The sequence below is a fragment of the Metapseudomonas boanensis genome (genome assembly GCF_018704125.1).
GTDB lineage: Bacteria > Pseudomonadota > Gammaproteobacteria > Pseudomonadales > Pseudomonadaceae > Metapseudomonas > Metapseudomonas boanensis.
The window spans coordinates 13,083-27,789 of record NZ_JAGTIS010000018.1; the positions used below are offsets into that span (position 1 = coordinate 13,083).

14 protein-coding genes are annotated in these 14,707 nt (G+C 62.5%); 4 read left to right on the forward strand and 10 right to left on the reverse strand.

From position 1 onward, the window contains the following. Positions 1-114 precede the first annotated feature (114 nt). Both J7302_RS22830 and J7302_RS26890 read left to right on the forward strand, forming a co-directional pair. On the forward strand, positions 115-741 hold the full coding sequence (locus J7302_RS22830; protein WP_215380105.1) for a cysteine hydrolase family protein: 627 nt from the start codon (positions 115-117) through the stop codon (positions 739-741). A gap of 173 nt (positions 742-914) precedes the next feature. Next, a complete protein-coding gene (locus tag J7302_RS26890; RefSeq protein WP_285899571.1) occupies positions 915-1,049 on the forward strand; it encodes a PA1414 family protein in 135 nt (44 codons plus the stop codon). A 5-nt stretch (positions 1,050-1,054) separates the two neighbouring features. On the opposite strand, the gene J7302_RS22835 is transcribed toward J7302_RS26890, so the two are convergent. The 7 genes from J7302_RS22835 to speB form a co-directional block, all read right to left on the reverse strand. After that, the gene (locus J7302_RS22835) at positions 1,055-1,780 is read right to left on the reverse strand and encodes an MBL fold metallo-hydrolase (protein WP_215380107.1); all 726 of its coding nucleotides are present in this window, start codon (positions 1,778-1,780) and stop codon (positions 1,055-1,057) included. A gap of 293 nt (positions 1,781-2,073) precedes the next feature. Continuing rightward, the gene (locus J7302_RS22840) at positions 2,074-3,459 is read right to left on the reverse strand and encodes a sodium:solute symporter (protein ID WP_215380109.1); all 1,386 of its coding nucleotides are present in this window, start codon (positions 3,457-3,459) and stop codon (positions 2,074-2,076) included. A 108-nt stretch (positions 3,460-3,567) separates the two neighbouring features. Next, positions 3,568-4,290: a class II aldolase/adducin family protein gene (locus J7302_RS22845; protein WP_215380111.1), complete on the reverse strand. Its 723-nt coding sequence runs from the start codon at positions 4,288-4,290 to the stop codon at positions 3,568-3,570. Then, positions 4,290-5,021 (reverse strand): amino acid ABC transporter ATP-binding protein, encoded by a 732-nt coding sequence (locus J7302_RS22850; protein WP_251702218.1) that lies wholly within the window; start codon positions 5,019-5,021, stop codon positions 4,290-4,292. The genes J7302_RS22845 and J7302_RS22850 overlap by 1 nt, the downstream gene beginning before the upstream one ends. A gap of 10 nt (positions 5,022-5,031) precedes the next feature. Further along, positions 5,032-5,775 (reverse strand): amino acid ABC transporter permease, encoded by a 744-nt coding sequence (locus tag J7302_RS22855; RefSeq protein ID WP_215380113.1) that lies wholly within the window; start codon positions 5,773-5,775, stop codon positions 5,032-5,034. Between the two features lie 72 nt (positions 5,776-5,847). Next, the gene (locus J7302_RS22860) at positions 5,848-6,672 is read right to left on the reverse strand and encodes a transporter substrate-binding domain-containing protein (RefSeq protein ID WP_215380116.1); all 825 of its coding nucleotides are present in this window, start codon (positions 6,670-6,672) and stop codon (positions 5,848-5,850) included. Positions 6,673-6,882: 210 nt separating this feature from the next. Further along, positions 6,883-7,842, reverse strand: coding sequence for an agmatinase (gene speB / locus J7302_RS22865; RefSeq protein ID WP_215380120.1), 960 nt, complete (start codon positions 7,840-7,842; stop codon positions 6,883-6,885). A gap of 176 nt (positions 7,843-8,018) precedes the next feature. Between speB and J7302_RS22870 the strand changes: the two genes are divergently transcribed. Then, entirely contained in the window at positions 8,019-8,912 is an 894-nt protein-coding gene (locus J7302_RS22870; protein WP_215380122.1) for a LysR family transcriptional regulator, read from the forward strand. A 49-nt stretch (positions 8,913-8,961) separates the two neighbouring features. After that, a complete protein-coding gene (locus J7302_RS22875; RefSeq protein ID WP_215380124.1) occupies positions 8,962-9,561 on the forward strand; it encodes a tRNA-uridine aminocarboxypropyltransferase in 600 nt (199 codons plus the stop codon). 98 nt (positions 9,562-9,659) lie between these two features. Here the strand turns inward: J7302_RS22875 and J7302_RS22880 are convergent, their stop codons facing one another. Genes J7302_RS22880 through J7302_RS22890 form a run of 3 tightly spaced genes read right to left on the reverse strand, consistent with a single transcriptional unit; the run spans position 9,660 to position 14,561 of the window. Next, entirely contained in the window at positions 9,660-11,012 is a 1,353-nt protein-coding gene (locus J7302_RS22880) for an HlyD family type I secretion periplasmic adaptor subunit (protein ID WP_215380127.1), read from the reverse strand. An 11-nt stretch (positions 11,013-11,023) separates the two neighbouring features. Further along, positions 11,024-13,183, reverse strand: a complete 2,160-nt coding sequence (locus tag J7302_RS22885) for a type I secretion system permease/ATPase (RefSeq protein ID WP_215380129.1) — start codon at positions 13,181-13,183, stop codon at positions 11,024-11,026. A gap of 22 nt (positions 13,184-13,205) precedes the next feature. Further along, complete coding sequence (locus tag J7302_RS22890; protein ID WP_215380132.1) at positions 13,206-14,561, reverse strand: TolC family outer membrane protein; 1,356 nt, start codon at positions 14,559-14,561, stop codon at positions 13,206-13,208. Between the last annotated feature and the right edge of the window lie 146 nt (positions 14,562-14,707).

Here is a 14,707-nt window from a genome sequence, read left to right on the forward strand (position 1 = left end):
GACTCCGGATAGGGTTGGCCCGATCTTAGCGCAGTTTGGCATTCGGGCCACTCACGGCCCTTGGTCGCGCTGGCGAAGAATTCGTTTCACCTTCACTTACCCAGGAGTCCCGCCATGTCCCAGTCCCCCAGGCGCGCGCTGATCGTCATTGACGTGCAGAACGAGTACGTCACCGGCAACCTGCGCATCGAGTACCCGGACGTTCAGCTGTCGCTGGCCAACATCGGCAGGGCGATGGATGCCGCCCAGGCGGCCGGTATCCCGGTGGTGCTGGTGCAGCACCTGACGCCGGAGGGCGCGCCGATCTTCGCCAGGGGCAGCCAGCAGGCGGAATTGCACCCGGACGTCGCGCGGCGCCCGCACGACCTGCTGGTGGAGAAGAGCCTGGCCAGTGCGCTTGCCGGCACCGGCCTCGGCCAGTGGCTGCGCGAGCGGGACATCGACACCCTCACGGTGGTTGGCTACATGACCCACAATTGCGACGATTCCACCGTGCGCCAGGCGCGACACGAGGGCTGGAACGTCGAGCTGCTGCACGACGCCAGTGGCTCGGTGCCCTATGCCAATGCGCTGGGCTCGGCGACGGCGGAGGAGATCCACAAGGTCTTTACCCTGGTAATGCACACCGGATTCGCAGCGGTGGTCAGCACGGAGGAATGGCTGAGCGCGATCCAGACCGGTGAGGTGCTGCAGCCGGACAACATCTACCTGTCCAACCAGCGGGCGTTGAAGGGGCGGTAGGGAGAGGCTGAGCCTAGGACGTTTCCCGGCGACCGTTCAGCAGTTTGATGTAGGTCACTAGGAAAATTTCATGCAGGCGTATTTTTGATTTGGTCGGGAGCTACTAAGCTCCAGTCTAGGGTGGCCCAAGAAGCAAGGCCACCCGACCAACTTCCCAGGCAAGGGGGTGAAGCATGAAGAAGCGGCTGAATGCGTGGATGTGGCAACTGGGTGTCGCGCTGGGCCTGATTGAAGCTCCGCGCCTGCAACCTATCCCTGTTCGAAGTGAAGAGCAGCGTCGTTTGGCCAAGCAGCGCCGCCGCCTCTGAACAACCTAGTCGTGGGCCTTGAACCAATCGTCGATCAGCTCACGCATGCGCTCACCAGAAAAGCTCGGAAAATGGCCGCCATGCACGGTGCGCACCGGAAGGTCGCGCAGCCGTGCGAGGCTTTTCGCATAATCCTCAAGGTTCGAATGGTAGGCATTTTCCACCAACGGGCCGTCATAAATGATATCGCCGCTGAACAGCGTGCCTGTCGTCGCTTCCCAGAGGCTGATACCGCCCGGTGAGTGGCCGGGGGTGTGCAGCACTTCCAGCGCCCGATCTCCCAGATCCAGCACATCGCCTTCGTCAATCAACCGCGTGGCCGGTGCCGCCTTGACGCGGTATTCCGCGTAGCACAGAGGGCAGTCCGGGTGCGCCTCGAACATGTCATCGGTGACGAAGTCCCTGGCTAGCGTATTGTCGCCGGAGGGGCTGGCGAGGATGTCAGCTTCTGCCGGATGCACCAGGCGTTCGGGGAATTCGTGGTGGCCGGCGATATGGTCGAAATGGGTGTGGCTAGCCACGGCCAGCAACGGCCGCTGTGTCAGCCAGGGTAGCTGCTCGCGCAGGCTAACCAGGCCCGAACCTGAATCGATCAGCACATCCTTGTCACGACCTTGGACGTGCCACAGGTTGCAGCGGTAGAAAGGCCGCACATAGGGCTCGCTGATCAGACTGATGCGGTCGTAGCAGTGTGCGACTTCGAACCAGCGGTCGCGGCTGACGATTTTCATGGAGACGCTCCTGGGTTGTCCTTGTTGCATACGGCCGGTGGGAATGAGTTCATTCGCGAAGGGCCGCGTAGCAGTTGCCTTTCTTGGCTGGTCACCGGGCAGGCCTTCGAACTGTATCAGCGAGCGAGTTCGCTCCCACAAATACCAATCAAAGCGTGTTTTGTAATCAGCTTAGGGCGAGGGCGGCACCTTTACCTACCAAAGGGCCGGCCCAGAAAAAACGAATTCCGGGCAGCGTTGCTGGCCCGGAATTCAAGGGGCCGCCACTGGCGGGGCGGCCGTTCACGCATGTATCAGGCCAGACTGCCGGCCGCGACGGGGCGGCGGGACAGCAGGCTGATGACCACGAAGCTCACCGCGCCCACAGCCAGGCTGTAATAGATCGGGGTGTTGGCATCGAGGCCGTCGGTGAACATGAAGATGCCCGCGGTCAGGCTGCCGAGGACCATGCTGGCGATGGCGCCGAAGGTGCTGGCGCGCTTCCAGTAGATGGCGCCCAGCAGCGGGATCAGCATGCCGCCGACCAGCAGGTTGTAGGCCAGGGTCAGGGCGCTGATCACGTCGCTGACAACCAGAGCGATGCCTAGTACGGCCAAGCCCAACAGCAGGGTGAAGATGCGGTTTTCGTGAGCGCTGCCTTCATCGCCGTTACGGCCGGTGAACAACGGCCACAGGTCCTGTGCCGCGGTGGTGGAGGCGGCCAACAGGCCGGCGCTGGCAGTGGACATCAGGGCAGCCAGTGCAGCGGCGATGACCAGGCCACGGATACCATCCGGCAGGCTCAGGTTGACGATGCTGGCGAAGGCGTTGTTGACATTGTCCAGTTCCGGCAGCAGCACCTTGGCGGCCATGCCGATGGCTGCAGCGGCCAGGCCGTAGAGTACGCAGTAGACGCCAGCAGCGGTACCGGCGACTTTGGCGACGCCTTCGGTACGCGCGGTGAATACGCGCTGCCAGATGTCCTGGCCGATGAAGATGCCGAAGAAGTAGATCAGGAAGTAGGTGATGATGGTGTCCCAGCCGATCGCGGTCAGCGAGAAATAACTTTCCGGAAGCTTGGCCACCAGGCCGTCCCAGCCGCCGGCGTCACTGATGGACATCGGCATCAGGATGAACACCAGGCCGACAGTCATGATCAGGAACTGCACGATGTCGGTCAGGGTCAGCGACCACATGCCGCCGATGGTGGAGTAGGCGACCACGATGCCGCCGCCAATCAGGATGGCGATCCAGAACTGCATGCCGAACAGCACTTGCATGACGGTGCCGATGGCGATGGTGGAGGTGGCACCGATCATCAGCGCGTACACCAGCATGATCGCGGCGCTGGCGTGGCGCGCAGTCGGGTTGTAGCGACGCTCCAGTACCTGGGTGACGGTGTAGATCTTCAGCTTCAGCAGCGGTTTGGCGAGGAACAGGCTGATACCGATGATGCCCAGGCCCAGCGCGGCGCAGAGCCAGAAACCGGAAATGCCATGGACGTAGCCCAGACGCACGGTGCCAATGGTGGAAGCGCCACCGAGCACGGTGGCAGCCATGGTGCCAAGGTAGAAGCCCGGGCCGAGGTTACGCCCGGCTACCAGGTAGTCTTCACGGGTCTTGGCGCGGCGCATACCGTACCAGCCGAGTGCGAGCATGGCAGCTACGTATAGGAGTACTACAAATATATCCAAAGCCATTACAGGTCTCTCTTTCTATTGTTGTTGTCGCAGGTTGTCAGGCCGCGACGGTGTTGCAAGGCGCGCAACGCATCACACTGCGCCATGGGTAATCGGTTGTAGCGGGGCTCATTCCTTGTAGTCGGGGCACTCGCGGTCGAGCTTGCGCAGCCAGGCTTCCCAGACCAGCTGGCGCTGCCATTCGGCACTCTGGAACTGCTCGCAGGCATGCACGCTGAGTTCACTCGGCATCTCGCGGATGCCGCGCAGCGTGGACGCGGCGATTTGTATCTCGCAGGCCTTGTTCAGGTAGTACATGACGTAGAACGCATCCGCGACGCTGGCGCCGACGCTTAGCAGACCGTGGTGGCGCAGCATCAGGGCGATGTTGTCACCGAGCGAGGCGATCAGGCGCTCGCGTTCGCCCAGGTCCAGGGCAATGCCTTCGTAAGTGTGGTAGCCCACGCGCTGGTGGAACTCGGCGCTGATCTGGTTGAGCTGGGCCAGGCCGTTGTCCGCCGCGGCCACCGCCATGCCCGCCAGGGTATGGGTGTGGATCACGCAGTGGGCATCGGCACGGGCCATGTGCACGGCGCTGTGGATGGTGAAGCCGGCCACGTTGTAGTCCGCGTTGCCTTCCACGACGCGGCCGTGCATGTCGACCACGATCAGGTCGCTGGCGCGGATTTCCTCGAACATCAGCCCGAACGGATTGATCAGGAAGCGCGGCTCGACGCCTGGCAGACGCACTGAGAAGTGCGTGTAGAGGGTGTCGTCCCAGCCGAACAGGGCAGCCAGGCGATAGGCCGCCGCCAGGTCACGGCGCAGGATGGCTTCGTTCTGCGTACTCATCAATGACGGATCTGCGACAGGAACGCACGGGTGCGCGGGTGCTGGGGGTTGTCGAAGAACTCCGCCGGCGTGGCGGTTTCGACGATCTGCCCGGCGTCCATGAACACGACGCGGTCCGCCACCTTGCGGGCGAAGCCCATCTCGTGGGTCACGCAGAGCATGGTCATGCCATCCAGGGCCAATTCGGTCATCACTTCCAGCACTTCGCCGACCATTTCCGGGTCCAGCGCCGAGGTGGGCTCGTCGAACAGCATCACCTTGGGGTTCATGCACAGGGCGCGGGCGATGGCCACGCGTTGTTGCTGGCCGCCGGAGAGCTGGCCGGGTTTTTTGTGCGCCTGGGAGCCGATGTGTACGCGGTTGAGGTAGCGCAGGGCCAGTTCCTCGGCCTCCTTGCGCGATAGGCCGCGGACCTTCATCGGCGCCAGCGTGCAGTTCTCCATCACGGTCAGGTGCGGGAACAGGTTGAAGTTCTGGAACACCATGCCGACCTCCCGGCGCACGTGCTCGCTGCCGGCGCGGGTGGCGATATCCTGGTCTTCCACCGTGATGGTGCCGGTGTCATGCGGGTTGAGCCGGTTGATGCAGCGGATCAGCGTGGATTTTCCGGAGCCCGAGGGACCACAGATGACGATTTTCTCGCCCTGACGCACTGAGAGGTTGATGCCTTGCAGCACCTGGAAGTCCTCATAGCGCTTGCCGACGTTTTGCAGACGGATGATTTCATTCATGGCGGGCTCCTCAGATACGGCGCATGCGGGCCAGGGTGCGTTGCACCAGGCCGACGGACTTGCTGCTGGTGCTGCCATGGCTGTCCCAGGCAAGGCGACGCTCCAGGCCACCCTGCAGCCAGGTCAGGGTGTAAACCATCACCAGGTAGTACACGAGCGCAACGGCGTAGTACTCGGAGAACTGGAAGGTGGTGGAGACCGTTTGCGAGGTCACGGCCATCAGCTCCTGCAGGGAAATCACCGAGGCCAGTGAGGTGATCTTCAATAAGGTGATGAATTCGTTTGCGGTCGGTGGCACGGCGATGCGCGCGGCCTGCGGCATGACGACGTAGCGGAAGATGTGCCAGCGCGACAGGCCCAGGGCATGGCCGGCGGCGTACTGGCCCTTGTCCACGGATTTCAGCGCAGCGCGGTTGATCTCCACCTGGTAGGCGGCTTCGTTGAGGCTCAGGGCGATCCAGGCGGCGAAGAACGGGGTGAACCACTCTTCACGGAAAATCGGGAAGAACTGCGGCAGGGCGTTCCAGACGAACAGCAACTGCAGCAGGGTAGGGGCGCCGCGGAAGACGCTGAGCACGGCGCGCAGGCTGGAGCGCCAGACGTTGGTCGGACCATCCAGCGCCAGGGCGGCGGGGATGGACAGCAGGATGCCCACCGAATGCGAGACCAGGGCCAGCAGCAGGGTGATGCAGGCACCGCGGAAAAAGTGCCAGGACGTCATGGCGTCCCAGAAGACAGCTACATCGAAGTTCATGTATGTGTCCTGCGTTGATGGAAGCGAGCTTGGCGCTCCCCCTCCCATGGGTGGGAGAGGGAGCGTTCGGCATTACTGTGCGGCGGTTTCCAGGTTCACTGGATCGAGCTTCCATTTCTCGGCGATGGCCTTGAGGGTGCCATCGGCCTTCAACGCAGATACGGCGTCCTGCACGGCCTGCTTGTCTTGCGGATTGGGGCGCATGTAGGCGCCGAAGATGTCCTTCTCGGGGAAGCTGTAGAGGGTCTTGAACTGCCCCGGGTTCTGCAGTTCTCGGTAGGCCACTTCGGTGTCCTGGGACAGGCCGGCGGCGGCGCGGCCGACCAGCACCTGTTGTGCCACGTCGCTGCCTTTCGGGTAGGTCTGCAGTACGGCCGGGGTCTTGCCGGCGGCTTTCAGATCCTCGTTGAGCTTTTCCATGATGGCCACGTAGCGGGTGCCGGACTGCACAGCCACCACTTTGCCGGAGAGGTCTTCCAGGCTGTTCAGCTTGAGGTCGCCCTTGCCGCTACCGAACACGACAGTGGCGCTGGAGAGATAGGCCACGGCATTCAGCTTCTGGATGCGCTCAGGGGTGATCAGGGTGCCGCTGATTACCGCGTCGCAACGCTTGGCATCCAGGCCCGGCAGCAGCCCGGTGAATTCGGTGACGATAAAGCGCGGCTTCACGCCCCAGTGCTTGGCCAGGGCGCGGATCAGGTCGGCGTCGAAGCCGCTGGGCTCGCGGTCGCCAGCCTTCTCGAAGAATTCCAGTGGCGGGAAGGTCGGGTCGGAGCAGACCTGGAAGCTTCCTGAGTTGACGAAGGACGGCTTGGCTTCGGCAGCTAGCAGGGAACTGGCGGCGGTAGCGGTGAGCAGACCAACGAGGGCAGCCAGTTTCAGCGGACGAATGTTCATCAGTAACTCCTTACAAGGCGTGTTGCATGGTTTTTGTTGGCAGTCGCAGTAGGTGGAGCCGTTTGTTGTTATGCAGCCTCAGGTGAGCCCTGAGCGGGTGTTTCAGATGCCTTTTCCGAGAAGAGTGCCAGCAGAGCCAGGTAGAGCAGGGAGGCCACCCAGGTTTGGTGGCCTCCGGTACTTACTGCTTTACGTTGCTCATTGCGGCACTCAACGACGGACTACGCCCGGCAGGATGCAGAGCATCTCGTACAGCAGATTGGCGCCCAGCAGGGAGGTGTTGCCGGTGGTGTCGTAGGGCGGGGAGACCTCGACCAGGTCGCAGCCGATGATGTCCAGGCCCTGGCAGCCACGGATGATTTCCATCGCCTGGATGGTGGTCAGGCCACCGATCTCCGGGGTGCCGGTGCCGGGCGCCCAGGCCGGGTCGATGCCGTCGATGTCGAAGGACAGGTAGACCGGGCCGCCGCCGACTTTCTCGCGGACTTCTGCCATCAGGGGTTCCAGCGACTTGTGCCAGCACTCTTCGGCCTGGACCACGCGGAAGCCCTGCTTGCGGCTCCAGTTGAAGTCTTCAGCGGTGTAGCCCTGGGCGCGCAGGCCGATCTGCACCACGCGGTCGCAATCGAGCAGGCCTTCTTCCACTGCGCGGCGGAAGGTGGTGCCGTGGGCAATTTTCTCGCCGAACATGTGGTCGTTGACGTCGGCATGGGCATCGATGTGCACCAGGCCTACCTTGCCGTGCTTCTTATGGATCGAGCGCAGGATCGGCAAAGTAATGGTGTGGTCGCCGCCCAGGGTCAGCGGCAGGATCCCGTGATCGAGGATACGGTCGTATTCCTGCTCGATGATACGCACGGCGTCCAGCAGGTTGAAGGTGTTGATGGCGACGTCGCCGATGTCGGCCACGTTCAGCGAATCGAAGGGTGCGGCGCCGGTGGCCATGTTGTACGGGCGGATCATCACCGATTCGGCGCGGATTTCACGCGGGCCGAAGCGGGTGCCGGAGCGCAGCGAGGTGCCGATGTCCAGCGGTACGCCGACGAAGGCGGCATCCAGGGCGGCGAGTTCGGCAGGGTCTTGGACGTGCGGCAGGCGAAGCATGGTAGCGATACCGCCAAAACGGGGCATCTCATTGCCGCCCAGGGGCTGGTGAAGTTTCTTGTCCACGGGAGGCCTCACGGTTGTTGTGGTTGTAGGTAGTGGGCGGATTCTGGTGACGAGGCCGGGCCAGAAGAATCGCTGGCTGCAAATAATTACTTCAAGGATTTCTAAACTATCGGGAGTAGGTAGACTGCATTGCCCTGGCCACCCCAGGTCACTGCTCAACCCTTGTTGGAGCCCCCATGTCCACTGCCATGCCTGACCTGAAACTGCTGCGGATCTTTGCCAGCGTGGTGCGCCACCAGGGTTTTGCCGCTGCCCAGCAGGAGCTGAACCTCTCCACTTCAGCCATCAGCACCTACATGAGCCAGCTGGAGGCGCAGGTGGGCCTGACGCTGTGCCATCGGGGGCGTGGCGGGTTTCGCCTGACCAGCAAGGGCGAGCTGTATTACCAGGAAACGCTGCGTCTGTTGGGGGAACTGGAAAGCTTCGAGCGCTACTCGGCGTCGCTCAAGGGCGAGCTACGCGGCACGCTCAACCTCGGGGTGCTTGACTCCACCGTCAGCGATCCGGCCCTGCCGCTGGCCGAGGTGATCGGTGCCTACAGCCAGGAACACGCAGCGGTACACCTGCATTTGTCGGTGATGAGCCCTTACGATCTGCAGCTGGGCGTACTCGACAACCGCCTGGACCTGGCCATTGGCGCCTTCTCCACGCGCATGAACGGCCTGGTTTACCAGCCGCTCTACCGCGAGCAGCACTGGCTTTACTGCTCCGAGCGTCACCCGCTGTTCAACGAGCGGCGCATTCCCGCTGAACTGATCACCCAGCAACGCATGGTAGGGCGCGGTTACTGGAGTCAGGCGGAATTGGCGCGGCACGGCTTCAAGCACAGCGCGGCGACGGTGGAAAGTATGGAAGCGCAGCTGATCCTGGTGCTGTCCGGGGCCTACATCGGCTACCTGCCGGAGCACTACGCCCAGGCCTGGGTGGAGCAAAAGCGCCTACGCGTGTTGCTACCGGCGACCTTTGGTTATCAGGCGCCGTTTTCCATGATCCTGCGGCGCGGGCGGGCGAAGGAGCCGCTGATCCTGACCTTCCGTGACCTGCTTCGGGCGCAGTTGAACTTGCGTTGAGCGATGCCGATGGCGCTGTGGCACACTGCACGGCCGAGGAGAATTGGCCATGCCCCGTCTGCAATGCCCGCGCTGCCTGCGCCCCGAAACCCACTGCTTGTGCCCGCTGATTCCCTGTCTGAGTAGCCGGACGCGTGTGCTCGTGCTGCAGCACCCCAGCGAGGTCGGTCATGCACTGAACACTGCACGTCTGGCGACCATGGGTCTGGAAAATGCCGAGTTGCGGGTAGGTGAAGTGTTCGAGGACCTGCAGGGCGTCCTGTCTGACCCGAATTACCGCGCATGCCTCCTGTTTCCCGGCGAAGACGCCTCGCCGTTGGCTGAGGTTTCCAGTGATCTGCGGCCGATGCTGTTAATTGTGCCGGATGGCACCTGGCGCAAGGCGCGAAAGCTGCTGCACCTGAACCCGGCGCTGGCGGACTTGCCGCGGGTCACCCTGCCATCGAATTTGCAATCGCGCTATCGCCTGCGCAAGGCGCCCATGGCAGGTGCCCTTTCGACCATCGAGGCCATTGCCACCGCGCTGGACATTCTCGAAGCGCCGGCCCGCTTCGATGCATTGCTGCGGCCCTTCGAGGCTTTGATCGAAGGGCAGATCGTTGCGATGGGGGAGGAGACGTTCCAGCGCAATCATGCCGGTGGGGAGTAAGGGCTGGAGGGGCAAGGCGTTGGTCTGCTTTGCGAATGAATTCGCACCCAAGATCAGGGCAGGGCAGGGGTTTTGTCATGCGAATACTCATACTCTCCCTAGCGCTCCCGCATGGCCTCTTGCCTGGCCTTGAGCACGGGTTTGAGCAGGTAATCCAGCACGGTCTTCTCGCCGGTGATGATATCTACCGTGGCGATCATGCCGGGGATGATCAGCAGGGGATGGTCGTCCTTGCCCAGATGGCTTTTTTCGGTCCGCACCTGGATCAGGTAGTAGCTCTTGCCCTCTTCATCGGTGATGGTGTCGGCACCGATCAGCTCCAGGTTGGCTTTCATCCCCCCATAGATGGTGTAGTCGTAGGCGCTGAACTTGACCATGGCTTTCTGGCCCGGATGAAGGAAGGCCACGTCCTGCGGGCGAATGCGCGCCTCGATCAGCAGACTGTCCTCCAACGGCACCACTTCCACCAGGTCGCTCCCGGGCTGGACGACACCGCCTATGGTGTTGACCTTGAGCTGCTTGATGATTCCGTGAACCGGCGAGACGACGGTCGTGCGGCTCACCCGGTCATCGATCGCTTTGCTGGTGGAGGTGATCTTCGACAGTTCGGTGCGTACCTCGTTGAGTTCCTTGAAGGCGTCGGAGCGGAACGACAGGCGACTTTCCTCCATTTTTCGCTCGATCTCCGCCACGGCTGATTCCGCCCGGGGGATTGCCAGGGTAGTGGCATTGAGCTCGCCGCGGGTTTCCACGGCACTGCGTTGCAGGCGCAGGATTTCCACCTGGGAGATGGCGCCAGACTTCACCAGCGGCTGCGACATGTTCAGTTCTTGCTGGATCAGGCCCAGGCTGGAGCGGTATTGCTGCGCCTTGGAGCGGAACTCCGCAAGCTCCTGGGTCTTTTGCCGCAGCTGCTCGCTGAGAATGCGTTGTTCGCTCTCCAGCCGTTGCATGCGGGCGCTGTACAGGGACAGTTCGTCTGCTGCCAGCTGTGGAGCGTCCTTGGTGATTTCCTCGGGAAGGGCGATGGGCCGGTCCTCCGCTTCGGCCGAGAGCCGCTCGACGCGTGCGAGCAGGGCGAGACGGTCGGCCTCTGTTTCACCCTTGTTGGAGAGGAACCGTGTGTCATCCAGGCGCAGCAATACGGCCCCCTTGTCCACCACTTGGCCTTCGCGGACGAGGATTTCCGAAACGATGCCGCCCTCCAGGTTCTGGATCACTTGGACCTTGCTGGACGGTATCGCTTTGCCTTCGCCGGTGGTGACTTCTTCCAGGACCGCGAAGCGGGCCCAGATCAGGGCTATCAGTAGCAGGCTGCAGGCGGTCCAGACGGTCATCCGGGCGGTTCGCGGGGTGTCCTCCAGCAGTGCGCCTGTCACTTCGGGCATGAACTCGGTATCTGGCGACCCGCGTTTGCCGAAGTAGCCGAGCGATGGGCTGGTGCGATCCATCAGGCGTCTCCTCATCCTGCTGCCGGGCCGATCCGACCTTTGCGCAGGGCGTCGATGACGGAGTCCTTGGGACCGTCTGCCATGATCTTGCCGTTATCCAGCACGATCAGACGGTCGACGAGTGCAAGCATCGAGGTTCGGTGGGTAATGAGAATCAGTGTCTTGGCCCTTGCCCAGTCTTGCAGACGTTGCCTGACGGCATCTTCGCTGCTGTTGTCCATGGCGCTGGTGGGCTCGTCGAGTACCAGCATAGGTGGGTTGAGAAGCAAGGCTCGCGCGAGCAGGACTGTCTGACGTTGCCCGCCGGAGAGCAACTGGCCGCGTTCGCCGACAGGGCGGTCATAGCCTTGTGGGTGCTGTCGAGCCAGGTCGGCGACGCCGGTCAACTCGGCCACCTCGAGCATGCGCTCGTCACTGACATAGCGTGCGCCGAGGGTCAGGTTGTCGCGCAGTGAGCCGGCCAGCAGCGGCAGGTCATGGCTGACATAGCCTATGTGTTGGCGCAGGTCGGCGACATCCAGTTGCCGCAGGTCGATTCCATCCAGTAACAACTGGCCCTTGTCGGGTGTGTAGAAGTTGAGGATCAGCCGCGCGAGGGTGCTTTTGCCCGAGCCGCTACGACCGATGATGCCAACCTTTTCGCCAGCGGCGAGCTTGATGTTGAGATGTGAAAGCGCCGGCGTCGATTGCCCCGGATAGCTGAACTCGACGTCGCGAAGCTCCAGGTTGCCCTTGATCTGCGCACGCTCGAGGGGACGCTGACTCGATTCGCGTTCCTGCGGCAGGTTCATCAACGCATTGGTGGATTTCATGGTCGCGCGTGTTTGCTGGTAGCGCGTGATCAGCCCGGCAATTTGTCCGAGGGGGGCGAGCACTCGGCTGTTGAGCATGTAGCAGGCAACCAGGGCGCCGACGCTGAGGTTGCCGGCAATGATGCCGTAGACGCCGGCGACGATCATCGCGAGGCCGGCGAATTGCTGCATGAACAGTGTGCCGTTGGTGGCCAGGGCCGAGAGGAACCTGGCGTGACTGTCGAGTCGGGTCAGGGCACCATGGGTGCGTTCCCAGTGATGCTGTCGCTCGCTTTCCGCGCCCCAGGCCTTGAGTGTCTCAAGGCCGGAGAGAGTCTCGATCAGCAGGGCCTGGCGTTCACCGCCCAGGGCCAGGCTGCGTTGTACCGTGTCTCGCAGCCTGGACTGGATGATGAAGGCGAAAAGTGCGGTCAGCGGAAAGGCGAGGATCGGGATCACCACGAGCCAGCCGCTCAGCAACCCGATCACTGCCAGCATGAGGATCGAGAAGGGCAGGTCGATCAGGCTGGTCAGGGTGACTGCAGTGAGGAACTCCCGCAGTCCCTGGAAGTCCTGGATACTCTGGGCGAACCCGCCGACCGTGACCGGCCGCGCCTTCATTGACATGCCGGTGATGCGCTCGAAGAGCGTGGCCGAGAGCACGACATCGGTCTTCTTCCCGGCGCTATCCAGGAGGTGGGCGCGCAGGACACGCAGCAGCAAGTCGAAGCCGGTGCCGATCAACAAGCCGATGGCCAGCACCCAAAGCGTCGAAGTGGCTTGGTTGGGCACGACGCGGTCGTAGGTCTGCATGACGAACAACGGCACCAGCATGCCCAGAAGGTTGATCAACAGACTGGCCAGCATGGCGTCGGCATAGAGCCAGCGGGACAGTTTCAGGGTGTCGCGGAACCAGGCCTGTACCCGCGGCACCAGCGGGTGCCGGGCCTCTTCCAGTTCATGGCGAGGGCGGGCGAACAGGGCTTGGCCACTGTACTCGAGAGCCAGTTGCTCCGGCTCCACCCACTGCTCCCCACCGTCGGCCTCACAGGGGAGGATCAGTGCGCGCCCATCCTTGGCCCATTGGCGGAGTACGGCGCTACGACCGTCTTTGAGCAGCAGCAGGACGGGCAGGTTGAGGGGCGAAATGGCCGTCAGCTGGCGATGCAGCAGGCGACCCTGGAGCCCGGCACGCGCCGCCGCGCGTGTCAGAAGTTCAGCGCTCAGACGTTGCCCTGGCAGGGGCAGACCGGCGGTGAGGCTGGCACGACTTGCCGCACACTCATGCAGCCGGCAGAGGATCAGCAGCCCATCGAGCAGCGGGTCGTCATGACTCTGCCTCGGGTCGATCGGTGGGTCGGTCCGTTCCATGCTGGTCACCGGCTGACTCTCCTTGATGAAGTCACTGCATGTCCGGCAATTTGGCGTCGCTCTTCACCTCGGTGAGGGCTACGGCTTCGGCAGGTACTACGACATTCTGCCGGCGCAGCAGGTCGCCCATGGCGGAGATGACCCGGTACATGGAGAACTCTTCCGTGTAGCGCACATCGGTGTAACGGCGGTTGGCGGTGAAGAGTTCGTTCTCGCTGTCGAGCAAGTCGAGCAGAGTGCGTTGGCCGAGGCTGAACTGCTGCTGGTAGGCCTCGCGGACCCTGGCGGTGTAGTCGGCATAGGCACGGGCTTCCGGCGTCTGCTTGCGGGCGTTCTCCATGGCGTTCCAGGCCAGCATGAGGTTCTCGTTGAGTACCCGCAGTGCGTTGTTGCGAATGTCCATTGACTGGTTGATCTGGTACGCCGCGGCCTGCAGTCGGGCCTTGTCGCGCATGCCGTTGTACAGGTTGTAGTTCATCACCACCCCGGCTCGCCAGGTGTTGTAGTGGCCCTCATCGCCCTGCACGTTATCGTCAGCCGTAGTGGCCAACTCGGCATCGAGTCGTGGATAGAAAGGCGACTTGGCGGATTCGTACTGCTTCTCCGCGGCTTGTACATCAGCCTGGGCGGATTTGAGCAGCGGGTTGTTTTCCATCACTCCCTGGCGCGCCGCCAGAATATCGGCGGGCATTTCGCCCTTGACGGTGGCCGGCGACACCAACTCGTCTGCAGGTACGCCAACGGCGCTGAAGAAACTGGCCTCGGCATCGGCCAGGTTGACCTCTTCGGTGTAGAGGTTGTTCTTGGCCAGCGCCAGGCGCGCCTCGGCCTGGTCGAAGTCGGCGGCGCTCCCTACGCCACGCTCGCTGCGCAGGCGAATCTGGTCGTGAATGCGTTGGTGTGCCTGCAGGTTGTTGCGGGCCAGGGTCACCATCTCGCGGCGCTTGAGCACGTCGAGATAAACCTCGACGGTACGCAGGGCCAGGCTTTCGGCAGTGCCCAGGGTGAAGTAAGCACGTGAGTTGACGACGGCCTTGGTGCGCTCGACTTCGTTCGGCGTGTTGAATCCGTCGAAGATCATTTGCCGCAGACGCAGTTCGGCGTCACGAAAGTTCAGGGTTTCCTTGTTGTGGTCGCCGAGGGCTCGCGTAGTGGGGCTGTCGGACTGCTCTCTACCGATACCGGTTATCAGGTCGACAGTCGGTTGGTATCCACCCTTCGCCACTTTGACTTCTTCATCTGCAACCAGGCGATCGCTTGCGCTCGCCTGAAGTTCCGGGTGTTTGTCCAAGGTGCTCTGAATCGCTTCAGAGAGCGTCATGGCGTTGATCTGAGTAGATGCCATGGCCAACAGGATGCTGCTCCACAGAGGGCTGAATCTACGCATTTTGGGTATTTCTCCTTGTTCAATTCTCTGGTTCCTGTCGCCATAAAATTGGCGCAAATCACTAGCAAACCGTTTCATGCTTGTAACAACAGAGCTAAGAACATCTGTTGGCCAAGCTAAGAAGAATTTGGAACAAGCACTATTTC

Bases quoted from the DNA above. Each gene is read 5' to 3' on its own strand.
- J7302_RS22870 (WP_215380122.1), top strand. From the start codon at position 8,019: ATGTCCACTGCCATGCCTGACCTGAAACTGCTGCGGATCTTTGCCAGC.
- J7302_RS22855 (WP_215380113.1), bottom strand. From the start codon at position 5,775: ATGAACTTCGATGTAGCTGTCTTCTGGGACGCCATGACGTCCTGGCAC.
- J7302_RS22850 (WP_251702218.1), bottom strand. From the start codon at position 5,021: ATGAATGAAATCATCCGTCTGCAAAACGTCGGCAAGCGCTATGAGGAC.
- J7302_RS22845 (WP_215380111.1), bottom strand. From the start codon at position 4,290: ATGAGTACGCAGAACGAAGCCATCCTGCGCCGTGACCTGGCGGCGGCC.
- J7302_RS22875 (WP_215380124.1), top strand. From the start codon at position 8,962: ATGCCCCGTCTGCAATGCCCGCGCTGCCTGCGCCCCGAAACCCACTGC.
- J7302_RS22890 (WP_215380132.1), bottom strand. From the start codon at position 14,561: ATGCGTAGATTCAGCCCTCTGTGGAGCAGCATCCTGTTGGCCATGGCA.
- J7302_RS22835 (WP_215380107.1), bottom strand. From the start codon at position 1,780: ATGAAAATCGTCAGCCGCGACCGCTGGTTCGAAGTCGCACACTGCTAC.
- J7302_RS22840 (WP_215380109.1), bottom strand. From the start codon at position 3,459: ATGGCTTTGGATATATTTGTAGTACTCCTATACGTAGCTGCCATGCTC.
- J7302_RS22880 (WP_215380127.1), bottom strand. From the start codon at position 11,012: ATGGATCGCACCAGCCCATCGCTCGGCTACTTCGGCAAACGCGGGTCG.
- J7302_RS26890 (WP_285899571.1), top strand. From the start codon at position 915: ATGAAGAAGCGGCTGAATGCGTGGATGTGGCAACTGGGTGTCGCGCTG.
- J7302_RS22830 (WP_215380105.1), top strand. From the start codon at position 115: ATGTCCCAGTCCCCCAGGCGCGCGCTGATCGTCATTGACGTGCAGAAC.
- J7302_RS22860 (WP_215380116.1), bottom strand. From the start codon at position 6,672: ATGAACATTCGTCCGCTGAAACTGGCTGCCCTCGTTGGTCTGCTCACC.